Origin of the sequence: Bradyrhizobium diversitatis, assembly GCF_016031635.1 — a bacterium.
GTDB lineage: Bacteria > Pseudomonadota > Alphaproteobacteria > Rhizobiales > Xanthobacteraceae > Bradyrhizobium > Bradyrhizobium diversitatis.
Genome location: NZ_JACEGD010000032.1, coordinates 44,135 through 70,737, shown reverse-complemented (window position 1 = coordinate 70,737; position 26,603 = coordinate 44,135). Strand labels below are relative to the sequence as shown.

Here is a 26,603-nt window from a genome sequence, read left to right as displayed (position 1 = left end):
TGCGCTGCGTCCGGGGCACGAGAGAGCGTGCCCATGGACCGCGAATTCCTGATCGACCTGTTCGCCGATTTCGGCCCCGTCACCATCCGCAAGATGTTCTCGGGCTACGGCATCTCCGCCGACGGCGTCAATTTCGCGCTGTCCCTGCGCGCCGGCCTGTTCTTCCGCGCCGACGAGACGACCGTTCCGGACTTCGAGGCCGAAGGCTCAAAGCCGTTCCAGTATTCGACCCGCGCCAAGACCGTGGTGGTCAATTCCTACTGGGAGTTGCCAGCACGCCTGTTCGATGATTCCGCAGAGCTTGCACAATGGGCGAGGGCGGCCCTCGCCGCGGCGCAACGCGCCAAGGTGAAGAAGCGGCCGAAGGCGAAGAAGGCGGCGAAAAAGGCGGCGGCGAAGAAGCCCGCTGCCAAGAAGCGTTCGGCCAAGAAAGCAACTAAGAGAACGGTGCGGTAGGGCGGGCAAGGCGACTCGTCTGCCGAAGCTCGCAGCGCGAACGCGGAAGCGTGCCCACCATTTAGGATAAAGGTGTTGGTGAGATGGTGGGCACGGTGCGTTGCGCCTTTGCCCGCCCGGCGCCTGAAGATCAATCCGCGGCCTTGGTCAGGCCGACCCTCATGTCCTTGGCCGTGAAGACGCAAGTGCCGTCGGCAAGCACCCGACCGTCGGCAATTCCGAGCACCAGCTTGCCCCGCCGGACCATGCGCATCGCGACCTCGTAACGTACCCGTTTCGTGTCGGGCGCAATGGTCCCGGTGCACTCCACGTCGCCGACGCCGATGGCGCGGCCCTTGCCCGGTGAGCCCGACCAGCCGAGCCAGTAGCCGATCATCTGCCACATGGCGTCGAGGCCCAAGGAGGCCGGCATCATCGGGGCGCCGCGGAAATGGCAATCGAAGAACCAGTGGCTTGGTGTGACGTCCAACTCGCCGGCGATATGGCCCTTGCCGTACGCGCCACCGTCCATGCTGATCTCGGTGATGCGGTCCATCATCAGCATCGGTGGTGCCGGCAATTGCGCATTGCCTGGGCCGAAATAGCCGCCTTCGCTCGATCTCAGCAGCTCGTCCTGGGTGTAGGACGGTTGCGGCGTATGGAAATCGTGGGGGTTGGGCAAGACGACAAGTCCTCGCAATCGGGCGCCGTAAGGCGGCGAGGAAAATGTTGTTCGTCAGGTGAGAAAGTCAAGCGCGCGCGGTCGGGCGCACGCTTCCGTCACGCCACGCGGCTGGGTGTCTCGGCCGCGTATTCCGGATCGGCTTCGCAGATCACGCGGTTGCGGCCATTGCGCTTGGCGGCGTAGAGGCAGGCATCCGCACGCTCGATCAGCGCGTCGGTGTCGTCGCCCTCCCTCAGCATGGAGACGCCGACGGAGATGGTGACGCGGCCGAGGATCTCGCCGGTCGACTTCTTCTTCAATTCCTTCGCCATCACGGCGCGACGGATGTGGTCGGCCACGGTGAGAGCCTGGCGCAGCGCGGTGTTCGGCAGCACGACCGCGAATTCCTCGCCGCCATAGCGTGCGGTGATATCCTGGCCCTTGATGGTCTGCTTCATCGAAAGGCCGACGAGCCGCAGCACCTGGTCGCCGGTGAGATGGCCGTAGGAATCGTTGAACGACTTGAAGTGATCGATGTCGAACAGCAGCAGCGAGAGCGGCTCGCCCGAGGCGAGCGCGTTCTGCACGGCCATGCCGATCATGCGGTCGAAATATTTGCGGTTGCCGAGGCCGGTGAGGGGATCGGTCAGGCTCTCGGCGCGAATCGCTTCCAGGCTTTGCTGGAGATTGCTGATCTCGTTCTTCGACAGCGTGAGCCGGTCTTCCAGCGCCTTGTTGGTCTCGCGCATCTCGCTGGTCGAGCGCAACAGGGCCTCGACGATCGTCTTGAGCTGGTCGCGGCTCTTGGCCGACGACAGTTTCTCGGTCGCGCCCGACAGGCTGGCGTCGTAGGCGCTGGTCATGCCGAGCGCGTCGCCCAGGACCTTCATCACGTCGTCGATCTCGCCGATGACGCGCGCGCCGACCTTGTCGATGCGGTCGGTGGTCTTGATGTGGGAGAGATAGGTCTCGTAGATCTGCTCGAGATCGGCTTCGGTCAGCTTGCCGCTGCGCGCCAGCGTCTCGTTGATGATCTTGTTGAGCGGCGCGTTGTAGCCGGTGGCGTAGACGTACCAGATCTCGTAGTTGCGGGGAATTGCCGTCTGCCGAAGCGATCGGATCTGACCGAGCGCCACCTCGGCGAACGCCATCGTGCGTTCGTGTTCATCGAGCACCTTGATCACGGAACATACCCCACAGCGGCCGGCGCGCCCCCGACCGCAGCAATGCTTAAATTATGTTCGTAGGCTAACGGACGATCGTGAACGCCCCGTAAATATACGTTCACGAAGGTGTCTAATAAGGTGTGCCGCGGGTTTGCTCAACCGGAATCTGGAGCGCGTTGCGCTTCAGGCGCCGGCGGGCGAGCGTACCGGCCGCAGCAGAAACGCCGGCAGATGCGAGTGATCGCCCGGCTCGGTGTCGACTTCGCGCTGGCGGCGCGGCTCGGGACGGCCGATCGAGGGGACATGCGAGATGTTGGCCTGCTGGCGCGCCTCGTGACGCGGCTCCGCCCGACGCTTGTCGTCGGACCGATGCCGTGACTCGGCGGGCTGTCGCGGCTCCGAAGGAGGCCTCGATTCGGCAGCATGCCTTGCCTCGCCTCGCGCGTCGCGCGGCTCGTGGCTGCGCTCACGGTCGCGGCCGCGTTGCGGCTTGCCGCGGCCGCCGCGTGAACGTTCACGGCCGCGCTGCTCGCGCGGACGCTCGCTCGCATCGGATGCCTCGGCCGAGACTTCGTAATCGCCTTCGGCGCGCGGAATGCTCTGGCCGATCAGCTTTTCGATCGCCACCATCGACTTCTGGTCGAGTGGTGTCACGATCGAGATCGCGGTGCCGGTGCGGCCGGCGCGGCCGGTGCGGCCGATACGATGAACGTAGTCGTCGGCGTGATGGGGAACGTCGAAATTGAAGACGTGGCTGACTTCGGGAATATCGAGGCCGCGGGCGGCGACGTCGGAGGCGACGAGCAGCGGCAGCTCACCCTTTCGGAACTGTTCGAGTGCGGCCGTGCGGGCCGACTGGTCCATGTCGCCGTGCAGTGCGCCGACGCTGAAGCCGTGCTTCTGAAGCGACTTGTGAACGATGGCGACCTCGCGCTTGCGATTGCAGAAGATGATCGCGTTCTTGAGGTCCTTGGCCTCGCGAAGCAGGCGGCGAAGCAGCTCGCGCTTCTCGTGCGCCTCGCGTCCGGCAGGCACCTGGGCTTGCGTGACGGTGACGGCGGTGGTGGCTGGCCTGGAGACCTCGATCTTCTGCGGATTGTGCAGGAAGGCTTCGGTGATGCGCCGGATTTCCGGCGGCATGGTCGCGGTGAAGAACAGGGTCTGCCGCGTGAACGGGACCAGCTTGCAGACGCGCTCGATGTCGGGGATGAAGCCCATGTCCAGCATGCGGTCGGCCTCGTCGATGACGAGCAGCTCGACGCCGGTGAGCAGCAGGCCGCCGCGCTCGGTGTGGTCGAGCAGGCGGCCGGGGGTTGCGATCAGCACGTCGACGCCGCGCATCAGCTTGGCATCCTGATCGCCGAAGGAGACGCCGCCGATCAGGAGGGCGACGTTGAGTTTCTGGCCGGCGCCGTAGCGGTCGAAGTTTTCCTTCACCTGGGCCGCAAGCTCGCGGGTCGGCTCGAGGATCAGGGTGCGCGGCATGCGCGCCCGGGCTCTGCCCTTCTCGAGGATGGTGAGCATCGGCAGCACGAAGGCCGCGGTCTTGCCGGTGCCGGTCTGGGCGATGCCGAGCACATCCTTGCGTGCGAGGACGTGAGGGATCGCCTGTTCCTGGATGGGGGTGGGATTGGTGTAACCGGTGGCCGCCACTGCGGCGAGGACTTTTTCGGATAGTCCGAGATTTGAAAAGGACATTGAGCCTCTGGTCGAAACCGCCGTTCGGAATCGAGGGTAATTAAGGCTGTCGCGTTCCACCCCGAAACGGCGCGCTCTCGAAGAAGCTGGGGGTGCTGACTCACGCGAACAAAGCGCAAGGCTCAGGAATCGCTCGTCGATCTGAGCCGCGTCGCACTGGAACATAGGGGGGAATTGGCCAAAGTCAATGGAGCAGGCGCGGGAAGGCCCTAAAAAACCTGAGGTTTTTGCCCAAATCGAGGGCGCTGCTGGGATTTTCCGCTCTGCCCGCGGTCCGGCGGCAATCGCCAAACGACCCGTCTAAAGGTCATCCGCGCCCCTGGCCCGGAAGTCGCCGGGCGCCATGCCATAGGCGGCGTTGAAGACCCGGTAATAGGTCGCCAGGCTCTCGAAGCCGCAGGAAGCCGCGATGTCGGCGATCAGCCGCTCCGGCGCCTCGCGCATCAGGCGGCGGCTCTGTTTCAGGCGCTCGTCGGTCAAGGTCTGCGAGAAGCTCTTCTCGGCTGTCTCGAACAGCATATGCAGGTGACGCACGGACACGCCGAGCAGGTCGGCCACCATGGCCGGCGCCAGGTTTGGGTTTTGCAGGTGGCGTGCGATCAGGCGCCGGGCCTGCGACAGGCGGGCCGTTCGCAGCGCGGCCTGGCCGCGCCGGCTGCCGGGCCGCACGATGCCGCGCTCGATCAGCGCCAGATGGGCCAAAGCTTGAACCAGGGAAGTCTGGACGAGAGGGGGCGCATCCGCGGCGGCAGCATCATCCGCGGCGGCCTCGCCGAGATCGGCGAAGCAGGCAGCGAGCAGGGGCGCCAGGGTCGAATCGTTGAACGTCCGGGGCGCAAGCTCGCGCATGCGCTTGTCCTGCGTCGGGATGCTGCTCACGGGAATCTTTAGGATCCGCAGGTGGAAGCCCGCGGCGCCCTGCGGCGCGGTGCGGTAAGGCAGGTCGGTATGGCTGGTGGCGAAGCTGCCGTTGGCGATCGAAAAGTCGCTTGTGCGCATGCCGCCGAACCAGCCGCCGCTGCCGAGCTGCTGGTAGACGCAGATTGCGTCACCCGGGGCATTGGCGATGTCGGACGCGCTGCGCTCGACCGCGTAGGGCGAGGCCTTCAGCTCGACGAGGCCAGCCCCGCCAAGCTGGCGCAGCGAGAACTCGCCGAAGAAGTTCGTTCGCCGCTCGCGTTCGAGCTCGGCGGTAACGCCGAACAATCCCTTGGCGCGCACCTCGCGCCAATACTCGAAACGGTCGTGTGGCTCCACCTCGTCCGTACACCAGTGAAACACGGCTGCCCCTCGTTTCCGGCGAAATCGTTCAAGAAGAAGCAGATTCCAACGCAATCTGCCATAGCCAGATCGAGGAATCGGGGGGCAGGCCCCTTGAACCGTCGTTGCCTCTGGGCCGACTATCACACAGCGGCAGGGGATCCCGTGAACTGCTGTTCGAAGGAACCGGCGTAGGGCCGTTCTGCAGGGAAAATTTTGCGATGACGCGTCGGCTTTTCGGAATTCTGGCGGCCCTTGGTCTTGCGGCGAGCCTGAGTGGCTTCGCAGCGCCTGCCCATGCCGAGAAGCGCGTCGCGCTCGTCGTCGGCAACAATGATTACAGGAACGTCCCGAAGCTGCTCAAGGCCGTCAATGACGCCCGCACCATGGGCGACACGCTGAAGCAGCTCGGCTTCTCGGTGATGGTCGCCGAGAACCAGAGCCGGCAGCAATTCTCGGAGACGCTGCTCGCCTTCGACAAGGCAATCGAGCCCGGCGACACCGCGTTCTTCTTCTACGCCGGCCATGGTTTCGAGATCGCCGGCCAGAACTACCTGCTGCCGACCGACGTGCCGGCGGCGACGGAAGGTCAGGAAGAGCTGGTGCGCGACGCCTCGATCCTGGCCGACCGCATCGTCGAGCGCCTTCAGAACAAGAAGGCGCGGACCTCGATCCTGGTGTTCGACGCCTGCCGCAACAACCCGTTCGAGCGCAAGGGCACCCGCGCGGTCGCCGGTGGCGGCGGGCTCGCGCCGATGACGCAGCTGCCCGAGGGCGTGTTCTCGGTGTTCTCGGCAGGACCTCGTCAGACCGCGCTCGATCGCCTGTCCAACGACGACGCCAATCCCAATTCGGTGTTCACGCGCACCTTCGCCAAGGAGCTGCTCAAGCCCGGCGAGAACCTGGTGCAGGTGGCGCAACGCACGCGCCGTGCCGTCAGCGAGATGGCCGACACGGTCAAGCACAGGCAGGTGCCGGTCTATTTCGATCAGATGGTCGACGACGTCTTCCTCAGCGGCATGGCGAAGGATGCGGCCGCGCGCCCGGCCGATCCACCGCCGCAGAAGCTTGCGGCACTGCCGCCGGTGTCGGTGCCACAGATGCCGAAGGAGGAGACCATCAACGCGCCGATCGCGAGCTTCTCGCGGCACAATGGCGGCTGGAGCGTTACGTTCTCCTTCGCCGATCCGACACTCGGCATTTCCTGGCGCATGGCCGGCAAGAGCGATTTCCGCGAGACCGGATTCATCGACACGCTCGATCCGCGCACGCGCAAGCGGATGCCGAACCCGTCGATCGAGCTGCCGCCTGATGCGCAGGCCGGCACCATCGAGGTTCGCTATGTCGATCAGTCCGGCGAGATGCAGGGACCGTTCCCGATCAGGTTCGATCCCGAGGCCGCGCTGATCCGCGACCAGCGCAAGATCCTCGACATGACCTCGACGAGCTGGCTGTCGTTCCGCGAGTTCAACGGGCTGCTGGTCTACTACACGCATCTCGTCTCCTACCGCTGCGCCATCCGCGAGGTGCGCATCGGCATCGACACCGCCGTGCCGAACCAGGTGCTGAAGATGCCGCCTTGCGACATGCGCGATCCCAGCGCGGTCACCGCCGGCATGCCGCTCTACATGAAGCTCGCGCCAAGCACGCAGTCCGTCTCGGTGGAGCTGACCTATCGCGACGGCAGCGTCTCGGAGATCAAGAGTTTTCGTAGCGCGAACCGCAGCAATCATTGATGCGCTGTTCGGCCTGACGCGATCGGCCTACGAAGTGGACGAACTTAAATCGGACAGGTCGAGGTGGAAGTGCTAGAGCCGGGGATGGCAAAGTTCATCATCGTCGCGGTCGTTACGACGCTTCCGGTTTTGGCCCAAACGACTCCCGTCCCCACAGCGCCGCCACTCACCGACCGTGAACGTGTCCAGGCGGACCGCGCGAAGGCCGCCGAGGATGAGAAGGTAGCTCCGATCACGCGACCCTGGGATCGCGACGCCGACGGCAAGCGCCCATGGGAACGGAAGTCGTCGAAGCCCTGAGGCAAGCGCACGTCGATCTCCGCGGAAGGAACAACTCCTTGGGCACCTGGATTGTCTGTCAAACCAGGGAGACGATCCATGATCCGCAAATCCATCTTCGTAATCACTGCTTGTGCTGCGCTGTCGACGGCCGCCTTTGCGCAAGGGGGAGGTGGTGGCGGAGGCGCTGGTGCGGGTGGCGGTGCCGGCGCGGGTACCGGTGGCGCCAGCGCGGGATCCGCGGCCAGCTCAGGCGCCGGAATGGGCACGTCATCCAGCAGCGCCAACTCGGGGCCATCGGCTCCCTCGGGAATGGGGACGCACGGCACCACGACCGGAGCGAACATCAATACCAACAACAGCCTGAACAATCCGAACGCTCAGCCCCCGACCGCGGCCGGCAAGACGCCCGCGGCGGCGCAAGCCGAGCGAAACGCGGGTGTCGGTCATGCGCCCAATGGGCTGCCGATCGGCAGTCCGGGCACCGGGACCAGCAATGAGGACCAGAAATAGTCATCCCGCTTTCAGGCAAAGGCCCGCGCACTGCGGGCCTTTTTGTCGGGGGCTTGGTGCTGCTGCGAACCAGTCGCGGCGGCTATGGCCGCAAATTGAAACTGCGTTCGGCCTGAATCGCGCTAGTATCGTCAGGGATATGTTGATCGATACTCACATCGCGGATCGCAGCGGCAATGACATCTGACAAACAGCCAAACCGCACCATGAAGGTCCGCTGCTGCGTCGTCGGCGGCGGGCCGGCCGGCATGATGCTCGGCTATCTGCTCGGGCGGTCCGGCATTGACGTGATCGTGCTGGAGAAGCATGCGGATTTCTTCCGCGACTTCCGCGGCGACACCGTGCATCCCTCGACGCTTCAGGTGATGGACGAGCTCGGCCTGATCGACGGCTTCCTGAAGCTGCCGCATCAGCGCTTGCAGAAGATGGACGGCTTGTTCGGCGGCACGCCGGTGCGCATCGCCGATCTCAGCCGGCTCCATACCAAATACCCCTTCATCGCCTTCATGCCGCAATGGGACTTCCTGAACTTCCTGCGCGAGGCCGGGCGGCGCTTTGCCTCGCTCGAGGTGATGATGAGCACGGAGGCGGTCGATCTGATCCGCCGCGGCGAGACCGTTGCCGGCGTGCGGGCGAAAACGCCTGACGGCATCATCGACATCGAGGCCGATCTCACCATTGCCTGCGACGGCCGGCATTCGACGGTGCGCGAGCGCGCCGGCCTCGAGGTCGAGGAGATCGGCGCGCCGATGGACGTGCTCTGGTTCCGCGCCGGCCGCAGACCCGACGAGACCGAGAACGTGTTCGCGCGGGTCGAGCCCGGCAAGATGATGATCACCTTCGACCGCGGCGACTATTGGCAATGCGCCTATGTCATCGCCAAGGGACAATACGAAGCGGTGAAGGCGAGGGGATTGCAGGCGTTGCTCGACGACGTCGTGCGCATGGCGCCGATCCTTCGATCCGGCATCACTGATGTGAAGAGCTTTGACGAGATCAAGCTGCTCACGGTCGCGATCAACCGCCTCAAGCGCTGGACGCAGCCGGGCCTGCTGTGCATCGGCGACGCCGCGCATGCGATGTCGCCGGTCGGCGGCGTCGGCGTCAATCTCGCCGTGCAGGACGCGGTCGCGACCGCCAATCTGCTGGCGGACAAGCTTCAACTCGGCTGCCCGAGCGAGGACGAGCTCGATGCTATCAGGCGCCGACGCGAATTTCCGGTGAAGATGACGCAACGCATGCAGGTGATCGTGCAGAACAACATCATCAGCGGCGCCTTGCAGGGCGGCGATCGGCCGCTCAAAGTCCCTCTGGTCGTGCGCCTCGTCACCGCGCTGCCGTGGCTTCAGGGCATTCCGGCGCGCCTGCTTGCGCTCGGCGTGCGACCGGAGCACGTGCATTCGAGGGCCGCGCCGGCACCGTAACGCAGGAGCCGCCAGGGATAATGCCGCGTTAAATCGCGCGCCAAGCGTTGCGCGCGAGCAACAGCGCCAATGGATTCAGGGCGCGCTGCGTGCCAATCCGGCGTCTTAACTTTCTTGATTCAAATTTGAGTAAGACCTGCGTGTGACCGTGCGCCCATCAAAGGACACGGGGTATACCATGCGTAATAAATTGATTGCCGCCTTCGCCTGCACGACGGCTCTGGTTTCGACCGGCGCGGCCTCCGCCGCCGATCTCGGTGCGCGCTACACGAAGGCGCCCGCCTATGTCGAGCCGCTGTTCAACTGGACCGGCTTCTATGTCGGCGGTCATATCGGTGGCGCCTGGACCAACGAGCAGTTCACCAATAATGGGACCGGCGCGCCGTTCGGCGATCTTTCGCCGGGCGACAGCTTCCGTCAGCGCAACTCCGGTATCATGGGCGGCGCCCAGATCGGCTACAACTGGCAGGCCAACAACTACGTGTTCGGCATTGAGGGCACGATCTCCGGCCTCGACAACAAGGGTACGGTCGTCAACAACGTGTTTGGCGCCGCGGACGACGTGTTCTCCTGGCGCGCCAACGTGCTCGCGACCGTCGTCGGTCGCGCCGGCTTCGCCGTGCAGAACAACCTGTTCTACTTCAAGGGCGGCTATGCCGGCGTGAACAACCGTCTCTCGGTGACCGACACCACCGGTGTGGCGACGGGGTCGGGCGAACAGACCCACTGGGCCAACGGCTGGACCGTCGGCGCCGGCTGGGAATACGGCGTCACCCGCAACTGGATCGTCGGCCTCGAATACAACTATGCGGCCTTCGGCAGCCAGACCTATCAGCTCGGCGGCACCTCGGGTAACTACACCTTCGATGCCAAGCCGCGCGACATCCAATGGGCCGTCGTGCGCGCGAGCTACAAGTTCGACGCACCGACCATTGGCCGCTACTGAGCACGTCGACGCAACGCGACCAACGATCAAGAAAAGCACTGCAAATTTCAAAAGCCCCGGCCTGGTCCGGGGCTTCTTTTTTGTGTCGTTTGATTGCGGGCAGGCGCGGCCTCAGGCCATCACCGAGAAGCCTCCGTCGACGGGGATCGCTGTACCCGTGACGAAGTTCGAGGCGGGCGAGGCGAGGAACACGGCGATGCCGGCGAAGTCGTCGATGTCGCCCCAGCGCCCCGCAGGCGTGCGCGCCAGCACGCGCTCGTGCAGCCCTGACACCTGCCGCCGCGCGCCGCGGGTGAGGTCAGTGTCGATCCAGCCCGGCAGGATGGCGTTGACCTGGATGTTGTCGGGCGCCCAGGCATTGGCGCAGGCGCGGGTGTACTGCACGATGCCGCCCTTGCTCGCGGCATAGGCCGTCGCGAAGCTCGCGCCGAAGATCGACATCATCGAACCGATATTGATCACCTTGCCGTTGCCGGACGCCTTCAGCGCCGGATAGGCCAGCTTCGAGCACACGAAGGCGCTGGTGAGGTTGGTGTCGATCACCTTGTTCCACTCGTCGAGCTCGAGCTCGTGCGGCGGCTTGCGGATGCTCATGCCGGCATTGTTGACGAGGACGTCGATGCGGCCGAGTTCCCCGACGACGCGCTCGATCATCGCAGCGACCGCCGCCTTGTCGGTCACGTCGGTGGCGATGGCGATCGCCTTCACGCCGCGCTGCCTGAGATCGGCGACGGCTGCGGCGGACTTGGTCTCGTTGCGTCCGACCACGGCGATATCGGCGCCGGCGTCGGCAAGGCCACGCGCCATGCCGAGGCCGATGCCACCATTGCCTCCCGTGACGATCGCGACCTTGCCGCGAAGATCGAACCGGCTGGATGTCATGCTTTCATTCCCTGGTTTATCTTATTGATGACTCTGCCAGATCAGCACCAGCCCGAAGCCGGCCATGGCAGCGCCATAGCCGGCCCATTGCAGCTGGTTGACCATGAAGCTCGATCGCGGCCACGGAACGGCGCCCGTGCCCTGTCCGATCCAGAGCAGCCCGACGGCAGTCGCAAGCAGGCCTGCGACCAGCAGAAATCTGCGCATGGATTCCTCCCATCGGTCCGCTCCTGTCAGCGGTGCGACGATGAGGATCGCCGCGCCGCGAAAGCTTGAGCGCACACTAACCGTAGCTTCGGTGTGGATACAATGGCAGCACCGGCGCAAGCTGCCGGTGGGGAGGAAGCGTGTCCCTGGAAGGGCAATTCGCGGCTGGGCGATCGGCCGTGCCGATAGTCGGCGAGCGGAGCCCGGTTCGCCGTACAGGTCATTGCAAGCGAGCGTCGGTCACCCGGACCAAAACGAAAAAGCCCCGGCGATGCCGGGGCTTTGACGTTTGATCGTGAGATCGGATCAGTACTTCGCGACGACCGGACCGGTCCAGTTGAAGCGATAGACCAGCGAGGTCGAGATCGTCTGGTTCCAGCTGTTGGCTCGGATGCTGTTCACGCCGGTCGGCAGGCCCGTGGCATCGGAGATCTGATCCTGAGTCTTGGTATCGTAGAAGGCCGAACGGTACTCGGTCTTCATGAACCAGCCGGGCGAGGTGATGCCGAAGATGTTCAGGCTGTTCTCCACGCCGCCGCCGATGAACCAGCCGTGGCGATCGTAGCTGTTGAGGTGGACGCCAACGGGAGTGCCGCCCAGCGTCGTGAAGTTGGTCTGCCCGAAGTGAGCGCCCGAGTAACCGCCGTTCACGTAGGAGAGAACGTTCGGGGCGACCAGCCAACCGAGGCGAACACCCGCGGCCCAGGAGGTTTCCAGCTTCTGGTTGCCAGTGATGCCGAGGGTCGGATCCTGGATGGTGGCGCGAATGCTGCCGAACTGACCGTCGGCGAACACACCGGCGACCCAGGTGCCGCTGAACTGCCAGTCGTAGCCGGCGCCAACCGTGCCGAACCAGCCCGAGCCGCCTTGGCGCTGGGTGATCGTCAGCGGGGTGCCCGTGCCGGTGTCGACCACGCTCTGGTCGGCATTCGAGAGGCCGCCACCGCCACCGCCGAACACGTAGAAGCCGGTCCAGTTGGCGACGGGCGCAGGCATCGGGGCCTTCACGTAGGGACGGGCGCCAAGGTCAGCCGCCGAGGCCGCACCGGTCATCGCCGCAACCGCGGTCAGAGCGAGCAAAGTCTTCTTCATGTCAAATCCCCAACCTTGGTCTGTCGTAGCAGGCGCGAGCGCGCTGAAGTTCGTGTCATCTGATGATCGGACTATAGACGGTTCTCGCCGAAATGCTGTTGCCGGGCAGGCACAGTCGCCCGAAAACGCCGGTGCTGGAGTATTTCGAATGCTGCCGCTCGAATCCATAATATGTCATATATTTCAATGTATTATTTGGAGTCTCAAGACTTCGATTTCGGGTAACCTGTCGTTAGCAAATCCGGTTTTGTCCGAAATGGAGGCAATCCTCGCTCCTGAGTCGACGGCCGAGTCGCCCGGTCCGGTGCGGGTCGTGTCGTCCACGCCGTGGCTGACTTGCAGGAGCCAAAAAGCAAGAAGCCCCAGCCGAGGCCGGGGCTGGTTTTCGAAGAAGCGGCGGCGCGGTACTTCGCCACCACCGGACCACCGAGCTTGTAGCTGGCGCGCCCGGCACGGACCAATGCCTCAGACGTCCAGCAGCTCTTCGCTGGCAAATTCGGCCTTGTCCGAGATGAAGGCGAAGCGCGCCTCGGCCTTGGTGCCCATCAGGCGCTCCACGGAATCCGCGGTGGTGTCGCGGTCGTCGGCGAGCAGGACCACCTTGAGCAGCGTCCGCTTGCTCGGATCCATGGTGGTCTCCTTGAGCTGCGCCGGCATCATCTCGCCGAGTCCTTTGAAGCGGTTCACCTCAACCTTGGCGTTGGCGTTGAACGCGGACTTGATCAGCTCGTCCTTGTGCTTGTCGTCGCGGGCATAGACCGATTTGGTGCCGTGCGTGAGCTTGTAGAGCGGCGGCACGGCGAGGAAGAGGTGGCCCTCGTCGATCAGCCGCGGCATCTGCCGATAGAAGAAGGTGATCAGGAGCGAGGCGATGTGCGCGCCGTCGACGTCGGCGTCGGTCATGATGATGATGCGCTGGTAGCGCAGATCCTCCTCGCGGTACTGCGCCAGCGTTCCGCAGCCGATCGCCTGCACGAGGTCGGAGAGCTGGGCGTTCGCCGTCAGCTTGTCCTTGCCGGCGGAAGCGACGTTGAGGATCTTGCCGCGCAGGGGCAGCACGGCCTGGGTCTTGCGGTCGCGCGCCTGCTTGGCGCTGCCGCCGGCCGAGTCACCCTCGACGATGAACAGCTCCGAGCCATCGGTGCCGGCGTCGGTGCAGTCGGCGAGCTTGCCGGGCAGGCGCAGCTTCTTGCCGGCGGTTTTTCGCGCGGTCTCTTTCTCTTGCCGCCGCCGCAACCGTTCTTCGGCGCGGTCGATCACGAAGTCGAGCAGCCGGTTGGCCATGTTCGGATTGCCCGACAGCCAATGGTCGAACGGATCCTTCATCGCCTGCTCGACGATGCGCTGCGCCTCCGCAGTGGCGAGGCGATCCTTGGTCTGGCCCTGGAATTCCGGCTCGCGCACGAACACCGACAGCATCACGGCGGCGCCGACCATCACGTCTTCCGAGGTGACGGAGGCCGCGCGCTTGCTCTGACCGACGCGCTCGGCGTGATCCTTCAGGCCGCGCAAAAGGGCGCTGCGCAAGCCGGATTCGTGCGTTCCGCCATCCGGCGTCGGCACGGTGTTGGTGTAGGAGGAGAGGAATCCGTCGGCATCGGCGGTCCAGGCCACGGCCCATTCGCAGGCGCCATGCGCGCCGTTGCGGCCCGACTTGCCCGAGAAGATGTCGGGATGCACCAGCGTGTCGGCGTGGATCGCCGCGGCGAGATAATCCTTGAGGCCGCCGGGGAAGTGAAACGTCGCTTCCGCCGGCACGTCCTCGATGCCCTTGAGCAGTTCGGGCGCGCAGTTCCAGCGGATCTCGACGCCACCGAACAGATACGCCTTCGAGCGCGTCATCTTGAACAGGCGCTGCGGCTTGAACGCGGCCTTAGGCCCGAAAATATCGGTGTCGGGCTTGAAGCGCACGCGCGTGCCGCGGCGGTTGTTGATCTTGCCGAGGTCCTCGAGCTTGCCCTTCGGGTGGCCGCGCTCGAACGTCATGCGGTAGAGTTTCTGGCTGCGCGCGACCTCGACCTCGAGACGCGAGGAGAGGGCGTTCACGACGGAGATGCCGACGCCGTGCAGGCCGCCCGAGGTCTCGTAGACCTTGCTGTCGAACTTGCCGCCCGAATGCAGCGTGCACATGATGACTTCGAGCGCCGACTTCTTCGGGAATTTCGGATGAGGATCGATCGGGATGCCGCGGCCGTTGTCGGTCACGGTCAGGAACCCGTCCGCGCTGAGATCGACCTCGATGAAGGTCGCGTGCCCGGCGAGCGCCTCGTCCATCGAATTGTCGATGACTTCGGCGAACAGATGATGCAGCGCCTTCTCGTCGGTGCCGCCGATATACATGCCAGGCCGGCGACGTACCGGTTCCAGGCCTTCGAGCACCTCGATGTCGGCTGCCGTGTAATCGGCTTCCCCGCCGCTTCCGCGCGGCGCCGCCTTGGCGGCACGAGGTTTCGGCTCGTCGCCGCCGAAAAAGTCGTCTTTTGCTTTGGGCTTCAACTGCTTGGACATATATCTTGATGCGTTTTGAGGGCCGCAGGGGCGGCGAATCGGTTGCGCCGACTATGCCACTTCTGCCTTGGAAAGGTTACCGCGCCGGGGCTGGCGGTGTGGGTTGGGAGCCAATCCCGGCGATTTTACGCCGCAGGGCCCACAAGTTCCCGGCAATTTGACGGTTCGCCAAGTGTCATGTCGGGTTTTGTGACTTGATGTCACACAAGTCCTTGGCTTACCAGTCCTTTTCATCGAGCAGCACCTTGAGACGGGGCGGGAAGGCTATTTTTGATGGAGCAATTTGCGCACGCCCTGGCCGATTTCGTGCGCGTTCACCAGGCCTGGGCGGCACCGATCGTGTTTCTGCTCGCCTTCGGGGAGTCGCTTGCGTTCATCTCGTTGCTGGTTCCGGCCTGGGGCGCGCTGGTGGCCATCGGTGCGCTGATCGGGGCCAGCGGCATCAGTTTCTTTCCGGTCTGGATTGCCGGCGGCCTTGGCGCGGCGCTGGGCGACTGGGTCTCCTACTGGTTCGGCTACCGCTACAAGGAGAGGGTTGCCCAGATGTGGCCGCTCTCGCGCTATCCGGACCTGCTGCCCAGAGGCGAGGCTTTCGTGCGCAGCTGGGGCATACCCAGCATCTTCATCGGGCGCTTCTTCGGTCCCTTGCGCGCCTCCGTGCCGCTCGCGGCCGGCATCTTCGAGATGCCCTATTGGAGCTTCCAGGCCGCCAATTTCGTCTCGGCCCTGATCTGGTCCGCCGTGCTCCTGCTGTTCGGCGACGTGCTCGCCAAGATCATGGAATGGATCTGGCGAGTGATCTGACCGGGCACCGGGCCGCCCGGTCAGGGCGTCAGGAGAGGACTACAGCGATGCGTTCCAGATCGCGGGGATCCAGCGATAGCCGGAGCCGTCCTTTTCCTTCTCGACCCGGACGAGACCGGGGAAGGCGGCGTGGAAGGCCTGGATCGGCATCTTCTCGGCAATGGCCATATCGTAGAGCTTGCGCCGCGTTGCCTGTGCCAGAGGCTTGTCGACGTCGGAGGCGATGTTCCATTCGGGATGCTTCACGAACAGGAACGCTGCGCCCGCGGTGATATCCACCTGCACCAGCACCTTCTCGGCGCCGGAGGCGACGATGAAGGAATTGTGGCCCGGCGTGTGGCCGGGGCTCGCCACCGAGGTGATACCGGGCGCGACTTCCTTGCCGGCCTCATATTGTGTGACCTTGCGGCCCAGGGCATCGAACACGCGGCGGATATTCTTGAAATTGTTTTCGAGGATCGGATTGCCCATCCCCTTGCTCATCTCGCCGTCGTCCATCCAGAACTTCCATTCCACCGCCGGCACCATGATCTCGGCATTAGGGAAGGCAGGCTTGTTCTCGGCCGCGAGCAGGCCGTTGATGTGGTCGCCATGGAAGTGGGAGATGATGACGGTATCGACCGCCGCGCGGTCGATACCGGCGGCGGCGAGATTGTTTTGGAACTGGCCGACCTTGCCCTTCGTCTGCGTGAACTGGTCGGGACCGAGGCCGGTATCGATGACGACGAGCTTCGGGCCGGTGTTGACCACGACGGGGTTGAAGGTGTGGGTGACCTTGTCGGCCGGCAGGTGGTGCTCGGCGAACACCTTGTTGATGTCGTCCTTGCTGGCGCCGGCGGCGTAATTGTCGGTCAGATTGACGGTCGCAACACCGTCGCAGACCACCGTGACCTGGTGGGTCCCGACATTGTAGCGATAGAAGCTCGCATTCTGCTTCTCGGCCGGGGGCGCGGCGGCGCTCGCGGGCGAAATCTTCACGAAAGGCAGGAGCGCCGATGCGGCGGCGCCGGCTAGCGTTGCGCGACGAGTAATCTCGGTCATGGTGATGTCCTGAGGCTGGGTGCGAACGGCTCGGGGCCGGCGAAGAGGTTGTGTCCCGCCGGTCGTTCTCGAAAACCCCTATTGCTAGTGGAAATTCCACGGCGGCCCGATGACATCTACGCGCATCCTGCCGTCGCGCGTGCGGCATCCTGCCATCCCACTGAACCGATTTGCTCTTGACCATGGAACCAGCTGGCCTTATAGCCGCGCGCCATGATCAATGCCGCGACCATTCTGTTCGCCCGTCGCCGCCGCCGCAGCTTAGCGGTTCGGGCGATCGATCGCGTTTGAGATCATCGTCTTTGCCGCTGGATCCGATCCGCGGCATCCTCTCTCCTGTCAGCGCGATCTGATCCGGCGGCTCCCCCGAGGAGGCCCAGCAGGAGACCACGATGTACACGCCACCCTTTTTCAAGCAGGACCGCGCCGCGAGCCTGAAATTCGCCGAAGAGCGCGGCTTCGGGACCATGTGCGCCTTCGATGGCCACAAGCCCATCGCCTCGCCATTGCCGTTCTATCTGACTTACGGCGCTGACGGCACGCCGCAGGCCGCCTTTCATCTGGCCCGTCACAATCCGCTGCTAAAGCTGGCGGGCGGCGAGGCGTCGTGGCTGCTCGCGGTCAACGGCCCAGATGCCTATGTATCGCCGGACTGGTACGTCTCGCCGGATCAGGTTCCGACCTGGCTCTACCAGTCGGTGCATCTGAGCGGGCCGGTGCGGCTGCTGTCGGATGACGAGCTGTCGGTGCAGCTCGACACGCTCAGCGAAAAGTTCGAGAGCTGGCTGTTGCCGAAGAAGCCATGGACGTCGGGCAAGATGACCGCCGGGCGGTTCGAGGCGATGAAGAAGGCGATCGTGGGTCTGGTCATGACGGTTGAAGAGGTCGAGGGCAGCTTCAAGCTGAACCAGCACAAGTCGGACGCCGATTACACGGCGATCGCCAATGCGCTCGGCGCGCAAGCCCAGGCCGACGCCAGAGAGATCGCACAATTGATGCAGGACGTGAGGCCGGAGGCCTTCGTGAACGAAACCAACATGCTCGAAAGGAGCGCGCCATGAGCCTCACGGAAACCACGAAAGCCCCGGCCACGGGCGCGGCGAAGAAGCCTGCCACCGTCTTCGTCGATGGCGGTTCCGGCACCACCGGCCTCGGCATCAACGAGCGGCTGAAGCTCCAGAACGACGTCGTCGTGAAGACCATCGCCGACGACAAGCGCAAGGACCCCGCGGCCAAGAAGGCGCTGATGGAGGAGGTGGACCTCGTCATCCTCTGCCTGCCCGACGATGCCGCGAAGGAAACCGTTGCGCTGGTCGACAGCATGGGCGCCGCGGCGCCGAAGGTGCTGGACGCCTCGACCGCGTACCGGGTCGCGCCGGACTGGGCCTACGGCTTTCCCGAGCTGACGCCGGACCAGGCCGGCAAGATCAAGGCGGCGAAGAAGGTCTCGAATCCCGGCTGCTATCCGACCGGTGCGATCGCGCTGCTGCGGCCGATCGTCGATGCCGGCCTCCTGCCTCCGGACTATCCCGTCACCGTCAACGCGGTGAGCGGCTATTCCGGCGGCGGCAAGTCGATGATCGCGAGCTTCGAAGACGGCAGCGCGCCATCCTTCGAGCTCTACGGCCTCGGCTTCGAGCACAAGCATCTGCCGGAGATGCAGCTCTACTCCAACCTGACGCGGCGTCCGATCTTCATTCCCTCGGTCGGCAACTACCGGCAAGGCATGCTGGTCTCGGTGCCGCTGCAGCTCGACGCGCTGCCGGGCAAGACTGGCGGGGCCGACCTGCAGGCGGCGATGGCAAAGCGTTACGCCGGTTCGAAATACGTCAAGGTGATGCCGCTGCAGAACGAGGCGACCAAGGGCGGCCGGCTCGAGCCGGAGGCGCTCAACGAGACCAACATGCTCGAGCTCTACGTCTTCGCCAGCGACAAGTACCATCAGGCACTGCTGGTTGCCCGGCTCGACAATCTCGGCAAGGGCGCCTCCGGCGCTGCCGTGCAGAACATGCGGCTGATGCTGGGTCTGCCGGAGGAGTAGGGCAGGCACAGCTCGTGCCCCGGACGCAGCGCAGCGCCACTTGGCGCTGCGCTGCTGAGCCGGGGCTCAGGCACCGGCTTTGTTTGCGGCTTTCTTGGTCCCGGCTCGCGCTTCGCGCGTCCGGGACACGAGACTTCAATGCTTCGCGATGACCGGACCGCCGAAGCGATCCGGGCCGTGACCAGGTCGACATCCTGGCCGATGCGGTCGATGCGCGAGAACGTGCCGACCGGCGCCAGCTATGCGGCGACCCATTCCAGCAGGGCGTTTTGCGCGTGGAGCAGGAAAGCCTTCGCGGCCGTGCTCTGACATGCAGGGTGGGTCATCGCGGTGGCGTTAACCTCCTTGCCTCTGGTCACGGGCGGGCAGGGCAGGAAAATGACGTCGCGACGGCAGCTGTCGAGGAGGGGCGCCGATATCTGGTATTGAAGGAGTTGATCCGCCCGTCCGCCATCGGGCCAGCAATCCGTGATGATCACATCTGCATCGAGCAAGCTGTCCAGACTGGTGCTCGTGGCGAAGTTCGGACACGCGATATCCTTAATGTGCCAGTCTTCTGGATAGATCTGCGTCACCTGGATCGGCAGCAAGATCGAGGCTTCGATCCAAGACCGCAGAATGTTGGCGTCTGGAGCGACACCGACAACCTTCAGGCCCTCGAGCGATCCGCGCTTGTCGTTGACATAGGTGAGATCGCCGAGCGTCTCGCAGGGGTGATTTGATCGCGTTCTGGCGTTGATCACTGGGACGGTGGCGTGCGCTGCAAGCTCGTGCAAGGTCGACAATTCCCGGGTGCGCACGATCAGGATGTCGAACCAGTTGTCGAGATACTTGGCGAGATCAGCTGTAGTCTCATGGACATTGAACCGGAGCGGAGGCTGTACCGAGATGCCTCCCATGGCTCTGACGCCGAGATCGAATGCGGTCGTATTCCGCCAGCCGCCATCGTCGACGATGACGGCAACGCGTTTGCCGGCGAGGCTCTGCGGCATGGCGCGGTCCATCCACGCTGCCGCCAGCACCTGTGCGCGCGCAACAATCGACAGGATCGTATCAGCATCGAGATCCTGAAACCGGAGAAAGTCCCGGTTGGATTCCCTAGGCATGAACCCGCATCGGAGTGACTTCAAACCAATCCGAAAATCGCCAGCGCCAGCACGGCCTGGGCGAGGAAGCCGACGGTGAAGGCGAGAGTGCGGAACACCGGAATTCCGAGCGCATAGACGATGGTGTGCGCGACACGAGCCCAGAAATAGACGGCGCAGGCGAGCACGGTCCATTTCGTGGAATAGTCGATCGCGTTCAGGATCAGCACCAGCGGGGCGAAGACGATGAGGTTCTCGACCGCGTTGTCATGCGCGAACATCAGCCGGTTCGCCCACTCCGCCTGCGGCTTGTCGCCGCGCGAGGGGTTGGCCATGGCACCGCTCAACCCGCGAACCTGGCAGCGGTTGATGGTGTAGGGAATCCAGAGGATTCCGGTCAGGATCACCGTCAGTGTCAGCCAGAACAATTCGCGCGTCATAGTCCGGTTCCCTCAGTCGTCGCGGTGCTGCAAGCGAGCTTATACAAGCGCGGGAGATTCCGCTATGCGCGAACCCTGACATAGCTGCCGGGTGCATCCTCGATCGGTGGGAATGCTTCGCTGCCGACCTCACGCGCGGGGACTTCCTCGGGATCGAGTTCGCCCAGCCACTCCCGCCAGTCCGTCCACCACGAGCCCTTGTGCTCCACGGCGCCCTTCATCCACTGCGCGATACTGACGTCCTTGACGTTGTCGTTGGTCCAGTACTGGTACTTGTTCAAGGCGGGCGGATTGACCACGCCGGCGATGTGGCCCGAGCCGGACAGGACATACTTCACCGGACCGCCGAAGAATTGCGAGCCGTACAGCACCGATTCGGCCGGCGCGATGTGGTCCTCGCGGGTGGCGAGATTGTAGACAGGCACTTTCACCTTGGACAGGTCGAGCAGGGTGTTGTCGAGCACCATCGTGCCGGTGGAGAGCCGGTTCTCCAGATAGCAATTGCGCAGGTAATAGGAATGGTTGGCTGCGGTCATCCGCGTCGCGTCCGAGTTCCAGTGCAACAGGTCGAACGCGCTCGGCTGCTGGCCCTTCAGATAGTTGCTGACGACATAAGACCAGATCAGGTCGTTGGAGCGCAGCATGTTGAAGGCCATCGCCATTTTCGAGCCTTCGAGCACGCCGGCGGCCTTCATGTCCTGCTCGAGCGCCGAGATCTGCTCCTCGTCGACGAACACGAGGAGATCGCCGGCATGGGTGAAGTCGATCTGGGCGGCGAAGAACGTCGCGGACGACACGCGCTGGCGGCGCTTCTCGGCGAGCCAGGCCAGCGTGGTCGCCAGCATGGTGCCGCCGACGCAATAGCCGGCGGTGTGCACCTTCATCTCGCCGGTGACCTTCTCGATCACGTCCATCGCCGTGAGCGGGCCCTCCTTCATGTAGGCTTCCCAGCTCTTGTTGCCGAGCCGCTTGTCGGGATTGACCCATGAGATCACGAACACGGTGATGCCCTGATCGACGCACCACTTGATGTAGGATTTCTCCGGCTTCAGATCGAGGATGTAGAACTTGTTGATCCAGGGCGGCACGATCAGGAGCGGCGTGCGCAGCACCTTCTCCGTGGTCGGAGCGTACTGGATCAGCTGCATGATCTCGTTCTGGTAGATCACCTTGCCCGGCGTCGTCGCCATGTTGACGCCGACGACGAGATTGTCCGGATCGGACTGGCGGATCTTCAGCATGCCCTTGCCGGCCGCGATGTCCTCGGCCAGCATCTTCAAGCCGCGCGCGAGGTTCTCGCCGCTGCTCGCCACCGTCTCGCGCAGCACCTCCGGATTGGTCAGCACGAAGTTGGATGGCGACAATGCGTTGATGACCTGCTGGATGTAGAACTCCGCCTTGCGGCGGGTCTGCGGATCGAGCCCTTCGGCATCGCGCACCAGCTCCTGCGCCCATTTGGTCGTGAGCAGATAGAGCTGCATGACGAAGTCGAAGAACTGGTTCGACTTCCATTCCGGATCGGCAAAGCGCTTGTCGCGCGGCGAGGGCGCGATTGCGGGCTGGGCGTCCTGACCGGCCATGCGGCGCACCGCCGAGCCCCAGAGGTCGAGATAGTCCTTCGCGAGCTTGGTCTGCAGATCGGAGGAGCGGGAGGTGTCCGACAGCCAGTATTCGGCGACCGACGTGAAGGTCCTGACGACCTCGGCAAGCTCGGCCGGCGGGCGGTCCTGCACCTCGCCGCTCTCGCGCGGCTTGAGATAGGCGGCGAGCGCCTTGCCGCCGCTCTCCATCGCCCGCGCGACATTCATCGCGAAGGCTTCCGCGTCGAACTTCGTCCCGGTTTTCGGCGTGTCGGTTGTGGCCATGCTCATGAGCAGAACAGTAACGATTCATTCCGTATTCGTCACCGCGAAGCTCGCATGTTTGACGTTAAACACTCTCGAAGATGTGTTGCACTGCGACAAATTTTCTTGGTTCCGTCACAATCGAGCCGCACCGCTCGTCTTGTTGGCAAGGGCTTTTTTCGCTCGCACCATTTGGGCAGCAATGGTTTGAGCTTGGGCGCGGTCTTGGGTAAGGTTGCCTGGGGCCGTGCTTTGGGACGAGTAGGGGATTTCCCAAGTGTTGGCGTTATGGGACCTGCAAAAGACGCGGCCGATCTGCAGCGCGCTGCTGCTCGCGGCGTTCGCCCTCGGCGGATGCTCGAGCCAGCTCGCGGATCTGACGCCGGGGGATGCACAGCCGCATGTCAGGGAGCCCGGCACTTATCTGCCGGTGCATGACCTGCCGCCGGATCGCGATGAGGCGATCATCCCGCCGGACCGGCGCGCCAAGATCGAGGCCGAGCTCGCCGCGGCACGCGATCGCCAGGCGGTGGCCGCCAAGGACGCCAAATGAGGCGCAAGGTAATCGCTGGCGCCTCCGCCTCGCCGTGCTAAAAGATTCCGGTTCAGCCAAGAGTCAGGGCGAACGACTTCAATCCTCGTCGCCGATGATTGCTCTAAGTATTTGATTTTGAGTGATTTTCGCGATGAACATGAGCGCCTTTTGAAATGGCCCTCGTGGCTTGTCGATTCTGTCCTGACCGGTTGCCCGGAGCCCTAGAGAGCCATGGAAGAGTTTTACCGCATCCGCCGCCTGCCGCCTTACGTGTTCGAACAGGTCAACCGGGCCAAGGCAGCCGCGCGGAATGCCGGCGCCGACATCATTGACCTCGGCATGGGCAATCCGGATCTGCCGGCGCCGGCGCATGTGCTGGAGAAGCTGAAGGAGACGCTGGGCAAGCCGCGCACCGACCGCTACTCGGCCTCCCGCGGAATTCCCGGACTGCGCAGGGCCCAGGCCGCCTATTACGCCCGCCGCTTCGGCGTGAAGCTCAATCCCGAAACCCAGGTGGTGGCGACGCTGGGCTCGAAAGAAGGTTTCGCCAACGTGGCGCAGGCGATCACCGCGCCCGGCGACGTCATCCTCTGTCCGAACCCGAGCTACCCGATTCACGCCTTCGGCTTCTTGATGGCGGGCGGCGTGATCCGCTCGGTGCCGTCGGAGCCGACGCCGCAATTCTTCGAGGCGGCGGAGCGGGCGATCGTGCATTCGATTCCCAAGCCGCTCGCGCTCGTCGTCTGTTATCCCTCGAACCCGACCGCCTATGTCGCGAGCCTCGATTTCTACAAGGACCTCGTCGCCTTCGCGAAGAAGCATGAGATCCTGATCCTGTCCGATCTCGCCTATGCCGAGGTCTATTTCGACGAGAACAACCCGCCGCCCTCGGTGCTCCAGGTGCCCGGCGCGATGGACGTCGCCGTCGAATTCACCTCGATGTCGAAGACGTATTCGATGGCCGGCTGGCGCATGGGCTTTGCGGTCGGCAATGAGCGCGTGATCGCGGCGCTCGCCCGCGTCAAATCATACCTCGACTACGGCGCGTTCACGCCGGTCCAGGTCGCCGCGACCGCGGCGCTGAACGGGCCGGACGATTGCATCAAGGAGATGCGCGACACCTACCGCAAGCGCCGCGACGCGCTGGTGGAATCGTTCGGGCGCGCCGGCTGGGAGATCCCGGCGCCGGAGGCCTCGATGTTCGCCTGGGTGCCGCTGCCGGAAGCCTTCCGCAGCGTCGGCAGCATGCAGTTCGCGACCCTGTTGGTGGAGAAATCCGGCGTTGCGGTCTCGCCCGGCGTCGGCTTCGGCGAGCATGGTGAAGGATATGTCCGCATCGCCATGGTGGAAAACGAGCAACGGATCAGGCAGGCCGCGCGCGGCGTGCGCCGCTTCCTTGAAAGCGGCATCGAAACGTTGCACAACGTCGTTCCGCTCGCCAATCGGCGTTGAGTTCTCTTCGGCAGGTTTTCTAAGATACCATGGTTGCACCCCTGAAAGTGGGCATAGCGGGGCTCGGCACCGTGGGCGCCGAAGTTGTCCGTTTGATCGAAACACAGGCGCGCGTGCTCGCGGGCCGCAGCGGCCGCGGCATCCGCGTCGTCGCCGTCACTGCGCGCTCGAAGGCGAAGAAGCGCGGCGTCGACCTGCGCGGCGTCGAATGGGCCAGGGATCCGATGGCGCTGGCCACCCATCCCGAGGTCGACTGCTTCGTCGAGCTGATGGGCGGCGCGGGCGATCCGGCGCTGTCGGCGGTGGAAGCCGCGCTGAGCGCCGGCAAGTCGGTGGTCACCGCCAACAAGGCGCTGCTGGCCAGGCATGGCCTCAAGCTCGCCAAGGCGGCCGAAAAGCACGGCGGCGCGCTGAATTTCGAGGCAGCGGTCGGCGCGGCGATCCCCGTCATCAAGACGTTACGCGAAGGTCTCGCCGGAACCGGCATCGACCGCGTCTACGGCATCCTCAACGGCACCTGCAACTACATCCTGACCCGGATGGAACAGGAAGGGCTGTCCTTCGCCGAATGCCTCAAGGACGCGCAGCGGCTCGGCTATGCCGAGGCCGATCCGTCCTTCGACGTCGACGGCCACGACACCGCGCAGAAGCTCGCCATCCTCGCCAGCCTCGCCTTCGGCACGAAAGTTGCTCAAAGTGCCGTGTATGTCGAAGGCATCTCATCCATCGCGCCGGAAGATCTGCGGGCGGCGGCCGATCTCGGCTATCGCGTCAAGCTGCTCGGCGTTGCGGTCCGCACCACCAAGGGCATCGAGCAGCGCGTGCATCCGACCATGGTGCCGAAATCATCCTCGATCGCACAGGTGATGGGTGTCACCAATGCGGTCACGATCGACGGCGAGGGCATTCCGCCGATCACGCTGGTCGGTCCCGGCGCCGGCGGGGCTGCGACGGCATCCGCCGTCGTCGCCGACATCGCCGACGTCGCGCGCGGCATCCGTGCCAATCCGTTCGGCCGGCCGATCTCGCAGCTGCGCGACACCAAGAAGGCGCCGATGGAGCGCCACGAGGGCGGCTATTACATCCGCCTGCTCGCGCGCGATTTCCCCGGCACCGCAGCCGCGATCGCGACGCGGCTGGCCGAGCAGAAGATTTCGATCGAGTCGATCGTGCAGCGTCATCCCAATGGCGGCGCTGCGCCCAGCGACGGCAAGGCGGTCCCGGTGCCCGTCATCCTGATCACCTATGCCACACACGAGGATGCCGTGCGCCGTGCGCTCGCCGCCGTGCAGAAGGACAAGGTAATCAGCGGGCGGCCGCAGGTCATCAGGATTGAGAAGAACTAGAGCATGACCTCGGAAAAGTGTTGAGCGGTTTTCCGGAAAGGTCATGCTCAAGCGATAAAACGGTTCGAACGAACTGTGGGTGTTACGAGTTGATGCGGACGGAGATTTCCGGCCCAAACGTTTCGAAGGAGTGAGCCGATGTCGACCCATATTGAAGTCCCCCCGCACGCCTTGCTCGAGCGCATTCTGACGCTGGAGATCGTGCGGGTGACGGAGCGGGCGGCGGTGTCCTCGGCGCGGCTGCGCGGGCACGGCAACGAGAAAGCGGCCGACCAGGCCGCCGTCGACGCCATGCGGCGCGAGCTCAACAAGCTGCCGATCCAGGGCACCATCGTGATCGGCGAGGGCGAGCGCGACGAGGCACCGATGCTCTATATCGGCGAGGAGGTCGGCCTCAAGACTGGACCCCAGGTCGACATCGCGGTCGACCCGCTCGAGGGCACCACGCTGTGCGCCAAGAACATGCCGGGCTCGATCGCCACCATGGCGATGGCCGACGGCGGCACGCTGCTGCACGCCCCCGACGTCTACATGCAGAAGCTCGCGATCGGCCCCGGCTACGACAAGGGCGTCGTCGATCTCGATGCCTCGCCGGCCGACAATGTCCGCCGCCTCGCGAAGGCCAAGGGCGTCAAGCCGGAACACATCACGGTGCTCGTGCTCGACCGGCCGCGCCATGCCGACATCATTTCGGGCGTGCGCTCGACCGGCGCCGCCGTGCGCCTGATCACCGACGGCGACGTCGCCGGCGTGATCCACTGCGCCGACCCCGACAACACCGGCGTCGACATGTATCTCGGCACGGGCGGTGCGCCGGAAGGCGTGCTCGCGGCCGTGGCACTGCGCTGCATCGGCGGCCAGATGCAGTGCCGCCTCATCCTCGATTCCGACGAGAAGCGCGAACGCGCCGCGAAGATGGGTGTCAACGACCCCAAGATGATCTACGGCATCGAGGACATGGCGCGCGGCGACTGCCTGTTCGCCGCCACCGGCGTCACCACGGGCTCGCTGCTGTCGGGCGTCAAGTTCCGCAAGGACGGCGTGATCGAGACCGAGACGGTGGTGATGCGCTCCGTCACCGGCACCGTGCGCTACATCAAGGCCGAGCATCGCGAGCTCGCGAAGTTCCATCTGGACTAAGCTGGCCCGCCCACGCGATCGTTCGGCTGGCTCAGCCAGACGTGGCCGGGACGGGTCCAACGTCC

General features: G+C 64.6%; 25 protein-coding genes. 13 read left to right on the top strand and 12 right to left on the bottom strand.

Annotated elements, in window-relative coordinates:
- Positions 1-33 precede the first annotated feature (33 nt).
- Complete coding sequence (locus tag H1B27_RS30150; RefSeq protein WP_061880363.1) at positions 34-456, top strand: TfoX/Sxy family protein; 423 nt, start codon at positions 34-36, stop codon at positions 454-456.
- A 130-nt stretch (positions 457-586) separates the two neighbouring features.
- On the opposite strand, the gene fabA is transcribed toward H1B27_RS30150, so the two are convergent.
- From fabA to H1B27_RS30130, 4 genes are all read right to left on the bottom strand, one after another.
- Positions 587-1,117: a bifunctional 3-hydroxydecanoyl-ACP dehydratase/trans-2-decenoyl-ACP isomerase gene (gene fabA / locus H1B27_RS30145; RefSeq protein WP_061880364.1), complete on the bottom strand. Its 531-nt coding sequence runs from the start codon at positions 1,115-1,117 to the stop codon at positions 587-589.
- Positions 1,118-1,215: 98 nt separating this feature from the next.
- On the bottom strand, positions 1,216-2,283 hold the full coding sequence (locus H1B27_RS30140) for a GGDEF domain-containing protein (protein ID WP_061880365.1): 1,068 nt from the start codon (positions 2,281-2,283) through the stop codon (positions 1,216-1,218).
- Positions 2,284-2,448: 165 nt separating this feature from the next.
- Positions 2,449-3,963, bottom strand: coding sequence for a DEAD/DEAH box helicase (locus tag H1B27_RS30135; RefSeq protein WP_061880366.1), 1,515 nt, complete (start codon positions 3,961-3,963; stop codon positions 2,449-2,451).
- 300 nt (positions 3,964-4,263) lie between these two features.
- Positions 4,264-5,244: a helix-turn-helix transcriptional regulator gene (locus tag H1B27_RS30130; RefSeq protein WP_061880367.1), complete on the bottom strand. Its 981-nt coding sequence runs from the start codon at positions 5,242-5,244 to the stop codon at positions 4,264-4,266.
- 200 nt (positions 5,245-5,444) lie between these two features.
- On the opposite strand from H1B27_RS30130, the gene H1B27_RS30125 reads away from it, so the two are divergent.
- From H1B27_RS30125 to H1B27_RS30105, 5 genes are all read left to right on the top strand, one after another.
- The gene (locus H1B27_RS30125; protein WP_061880368.1) at positions 5,445-6,959 is read left to right on the top strand and encodes a caspase family protein; all 1,515 of its coding nucleotides are present in this window, start codon (positions 5,445-5,447) and stop codon (positions 6,957-6,959) included.
- Positions 6,960-7,043: 84 nt separating this feature from the next.
- Positions 7,044-7,259 (top strand): hypothetical protein, encoded by a 216-nt coding sequence (locus H1B27_RS30120; protein ID WP_061880369.1) that lies wholly within the window; start codon positions 7,044-7,046, stop codon positions 7,257-7,259.
- Between the two features lie 78 nt (positions 7,260-7,337).
- Positions 7,338-7,751, top strand: a complete 414-nt coding sequence (locus tag H1B27_RS30115) for a hypothetical protein (RefSeq protein ID WP_063816666.1) — start codon at positions 7,338-7,340, stop codon at positions 7,749-7,751.
- Between the two features lie 176 nt (positions 7,752-7,927).
- The gene (locus H1B27_RS30110; protein WP_197968550.1) at positions 7,928-9,175 is read left to right on the top strand and encodes an FAD-dependent oxidoreductase; all 1,248 of its coding nucleotides are present in this window, start codon (positions 7,928-7,930) and stop codon (positions 9,173-9,175) included.
- A gap of 178 nt (positions 9,176-9,353) precedes the next feature.
- Positions 9,354-10,121, top strand: coding sequence for an outer membrane protein (locus tag H1B27_RS30105; RefSeq protein ID WP_197968549.1), 768 nt, complete (start codon positions 9,354-9,356; stop codon positions 10,119-10,121).
- Between the two features lie 111 nt (positions 10,122-10,232).
- On the opposite strand, the gene H1B27_RS30100 is transcribed toward H1B27_RS30105, so the two are convergent.
- The 4 genes from H1B27_RS30100 to parE form a co-directional block, all read right to left on the bottom strand.
- Positions 10,233-11,003, bottom strand: coding sequence for an SDR family NAD(P)-dependent oxidoreductase (locus H1B27_RS30100; protein WP_197968548.1), 771 nt, complete (start codon positions 11,001-11,003; stop codon positions 10,233-10,235).
- Positions 11,004-11,024: 21 nt separating this feature from the next.
- Positions 11,025-11,210 carry a hypothetical protein gene (locus H1B27_RS30095; RefSeq protein ID WP_028177579.1) on the bottom strand — a complete coding sequence of 62 codons (186 nt, stop codon included), beginning with the start codon at positions 11,208-11,210 and terminating at the stop codon, positions 11,025-11,027.
- Between the two features lie 306 nt (positions 11,211-11,516).
- Positions 11,517-12,302, bottom strand: a complete 786-nt coding sequence (locus tag H1B27_RS30090; RefSeq protein WP_061880373.1) for an outer membrane protein — start codon at positions 12,300-12,302, stop codon at positions 11,517-11,519.
- A 465-nt stretch (positions 12,303-12,767) separates the two neighbouring features.
- A complete protein-coding gene (parE, locus tag H1B27_RS30085; protein WP_197968547.1) occupies positions 12,768-14,810 on the bottom strand; it encodes a DNA topoisomerase IV subunit B in 2,043 nt (680 codons plus the stop codon).
- Between the two features lie 273 nt (positions 14,811-15,083).
- On the opposite strand from parE, the gene H1B27_RS30080 reads away from it, so the two are divergent.
- Positions 15,084-15,614 (top strand): DedA family protein, encoded by a 531-nt coding sequence (locus H1B27_RS30080; RefSeq protein WP_028177576.1) that lies wholly within the window; start codon positions 15,084-15,086, stop codon positions 15,612-15,614.
- A 39-nt stretch (positions 15,615-15,653) separates the two neighbouring features.
- Here the strand turns inward: H1B27_RS30080 and H1B27_RS30075 are convergent, their stop codons facing one another.
- Positions 15,654-16,655, bottom strand: coding sequence for an MBL fold metallo-hydrolase (locus tag H1B27_RS30075; RefSeq protein ID WP_197968546.1), 1,002 nt, complete (start codon positions 16,653-16,655; stop codon positions 15,654-15,656).
- A gap of 392 nt (positions 16,656-17,047) precedes the next feature.
- Between H1B27_RS30075 and H1B27_RS30070 the strand changes: the two genes are divergently transcribed.
- Positions 17,048-17,716, top strand: a complete 669-nt coding sequence (locus H1B27_RS30070) for an FMN-binding negative transcriptional regulator (protein WP_061880376.1) — start codon at positions 17,048-17,050, stop codon at positions 17,714-17,716.
- Positions 17,713-18,696, top strand: a complete 984-nt coding sequence (argC, locus tag H1B27_RS30065) for an N-acetyl-gamma-glutamyl-phosphate reductase (protein WP_197968545.1) — start codon at positions 17,713-17,715, stop codon at positions 18,694-18,696. Before H1B27_RS30070 ends, argC begins: the two co-directional genes overlap by 4 nt.
- 239 nt (positions 18,697-18,935) lie before the next feature.
- Here argC and H1B27_RS30060 read toward each other — a convergent pair whose 3' ends face one another.
- The 3 genes from H1B27_RS30060 to H1B27_RS30050 form a co-directional block, all read right to left on the bottom strand.
- Entirely contained in the window at positions 18,936-19,802 is an 867-nt protein-coding gene (locus H1B27_RS30060; protein ID WP_197968544.1) for an ornithine carbamoyltransferase, read from the bottom strand.
- 20 nt (positions 19,803-19,822) lie between these two features.
- Positions 19,823-20,221 (bottom strand): MAPEG family protein, encoded by a 399-nt coding sequence (locus H1B27_RS30055; protein ID WP_197968543.1) that lies wholly within the window; start codon positions 20,219-20,221, stop codon positions 19,823-19,825.
- Positions 20,222-20,283: 62 nt separating this feature from the next.
- On the bottom strand, positions 20,284-22,092 hold the full coding sequence (locus tag H1B27_RS30050) for a PHA/PHB synthase family protein (protein ID WP_061880381.1): 1,809 nt from the start codon (positions 22,090-22,092) through the stop codon (positions 20,284-20,286).
- 250 nt (positions 22,093-22,342) lie between these two features.
- Between H1B27_RS30050 and H1B27_RS30045 the strand changes: the two genes are divergently transcribed.
- From H1B27_RS30045 to glpX, 4 genes are all read left to right on the top strand, one after another.
- Positions 22,343-22,618 (top strand): hypothetical protein, encoded by a 276-nt coding sequence (locus H1B27_RS30045; protein ID WP_061880382.1) that lies wholly within the window; start codon positions 22,343-22,345, stop codon positions 22,616-22,618.
- A gap of 213 nt (positions 22,619-22,831) precedes the next feature.
- A complete protein-coding gene (locus H1B27_RS30040) occupies positions 22,832-24,052 on the top strand; it encodes an LL-diaminopimelate aminotransferase (RefSeq protein WP_061880383.1) in 1,221 nt (406 codons plus the stop codon).
- 29 nt (positions 24,053-24,081) lie between these two features.
- Positions 24,082-25,398: a homoserine dehydrogenase gene (locus tag H1B27_RS30035; RefSeq protein WP_061880384.1), complete on the top strand. Its 1,317-nt coding sequence runs from the start codon at positions 24,082-24,084 to the stop codon at positions 25,396-25,398.
- 138 nt (positions 25,399-25,536) lie between these two features.
- On the top strand, positions 25,537-26,538 hold the full coding sequence (gene glpX, locus H1B27_RS30030; protein ID WP_061880385.1) for a class II fructose-bisphosphatase: 1,002 nt from the start codon (positions 25,537-25,539) through the stop codon (positions 26,536-26,538).
- Positions 26,539-26,603 lie beyond the last annotated feature (65 nt).

Coding starts and splice junctions, on each gene's coding strand:
- H1B27_RS30100 (WP_197968548.1), bottom strand. CDS start 11,003: ATGACATCCAGCCGGTTCGATCTTCGCGGCAAGGTCGCGATCGTCACG.
- H1B27_RS30040 (WP_061880383.1), top strand. CDS start 22,832: ATGGAAGAGTTTTACCGCATCCGCCGCCTGCCGCCTTACGTGTTCGAA.
- argC (WP_197968545.1), top strand. CDS start 17,713: ATGAGCCTCACGGAAACCACGAAAGCCCCGGCCACGGGCGCGGCGAAG.
- H1B27_RS30125 (WP_061880368.1), top strand. CDS start 5,445: ATGACGCGTCGGCTTTTCGGAATTCTGGCGGCCCTTGGTCTTGCGGCG.
- H1B27_RS30080 (WP_028177576.1), top strand. CDS start 15,084: ATGGAGCAATTTGCGCACGCCCTGGCCGATTTCGTGCGCGTTCACCAG.
- H1B27_RS30105 (WP_197968549.1), top strand. CDS start 9,354: ATGCGTAATAAATTGATTGCCGCCTTCGCCTGCACGACGGCTCTGGTT.
- H1B27_RS30115 (WP_063816666.1), top strand. CDS start 7,338: ATGATCCGCAAATCCATCTTCGTAATCACTGCTTGTGCTGCGCTGTCG.
- H1B27_RS30090 (WP_061880373.1), bottom strand. CDS start 12,302: ATGAAGAAGACTTTGCTCGCTCTGACCGCGGTTGCGGCGATGACCGGT.
- glpX (WP_061880385.1), top strand. CDS start 25,537: ATGTCGACCCATATTGAAGTCCCCCCGCACGCCTTGCTCGAGCGCATT.
- H1B27_RS30135 (WP_061880366.1), bottom strand. CDS start 3,963: ATGTCCTTTTCAAATCTCGGACTATCCGAAAAAGTCCTCGCCGCAGTG.
- H1B27_RS30110 (WP_197968550.1), top strand. CDS start 7,928: ATGACATCTGACAAACAGCCAAACCGCACCATGAAGGTCCGCTGCTGC.
- H1B27_RS30050 (WP_061880381.1), bottom strand. CDS start 22,092: ATGAGCATGGCCACAACCGACACGCCGAAAACCGGGACGAAGTTCGAC.
- H1B27_RS30055 (WP_197968543.1), bottom strand. CDS start 20,221: ATGACGCGCGAATTGTTCTGGCTGACACTGACGGTGATCCTGACCGGA.
- H1B27_RS30070 (WP_061880376.1), top strand. CDS start 17,048: ATGTACACGCCACCCTTTTTCAAGCAGGACCGCGCCGCGAGCCTGAAA.
- H1B27_RS30095 (WP_028177579.1), bottom strand. CDS start 11,210: ATGCGCAGATTTCTGCTGGTCGCAGGCCTGCTTGCGACTGCCGTCGGG.
- H1B27_RS30075 (WP_197968546.1), bottom strand. CDS start 16,655: ATGACCGAGATTACTCGTCGCGCAACGCTAGCCGGCGCCGCCGCATCG.
- H1B27_RS30120 (WP_061880369.1), top strand. CDS start 7,044: ATGGCAAAGTTCATCATCGTCGCGGTCGTTACGACGCTTCCGGTTTTG.
- H1B27_RS30035 (WP_061880384.1), top strand. CDS start 24,082: ATGGTTGCACCCCTGAAAGTGGGCATAGCGGGGCTCGGCACCGTGGGC.
- H1B27_RS30060 (WP_197968544.1), bottom strand. CDS start 19,802: ATGCCTAGGGAATCCAACCGGGACTTTCTCCGGTTTCAGGATCTCGAT.
- parE (WP_197968547.1), bottom strand. CDS start 14,810: ATGTCCAAGCAGTTGAAGCCCAAAGCAAAAGACGACTTTTTCGGCGGC.
- H1B27_RS30150 (WP_061880363.1), top strand. CDS start 34: ATGGACCGCGAATTCCTGATCGACCTGTTCGCCGATTTCGGCCCCGTC.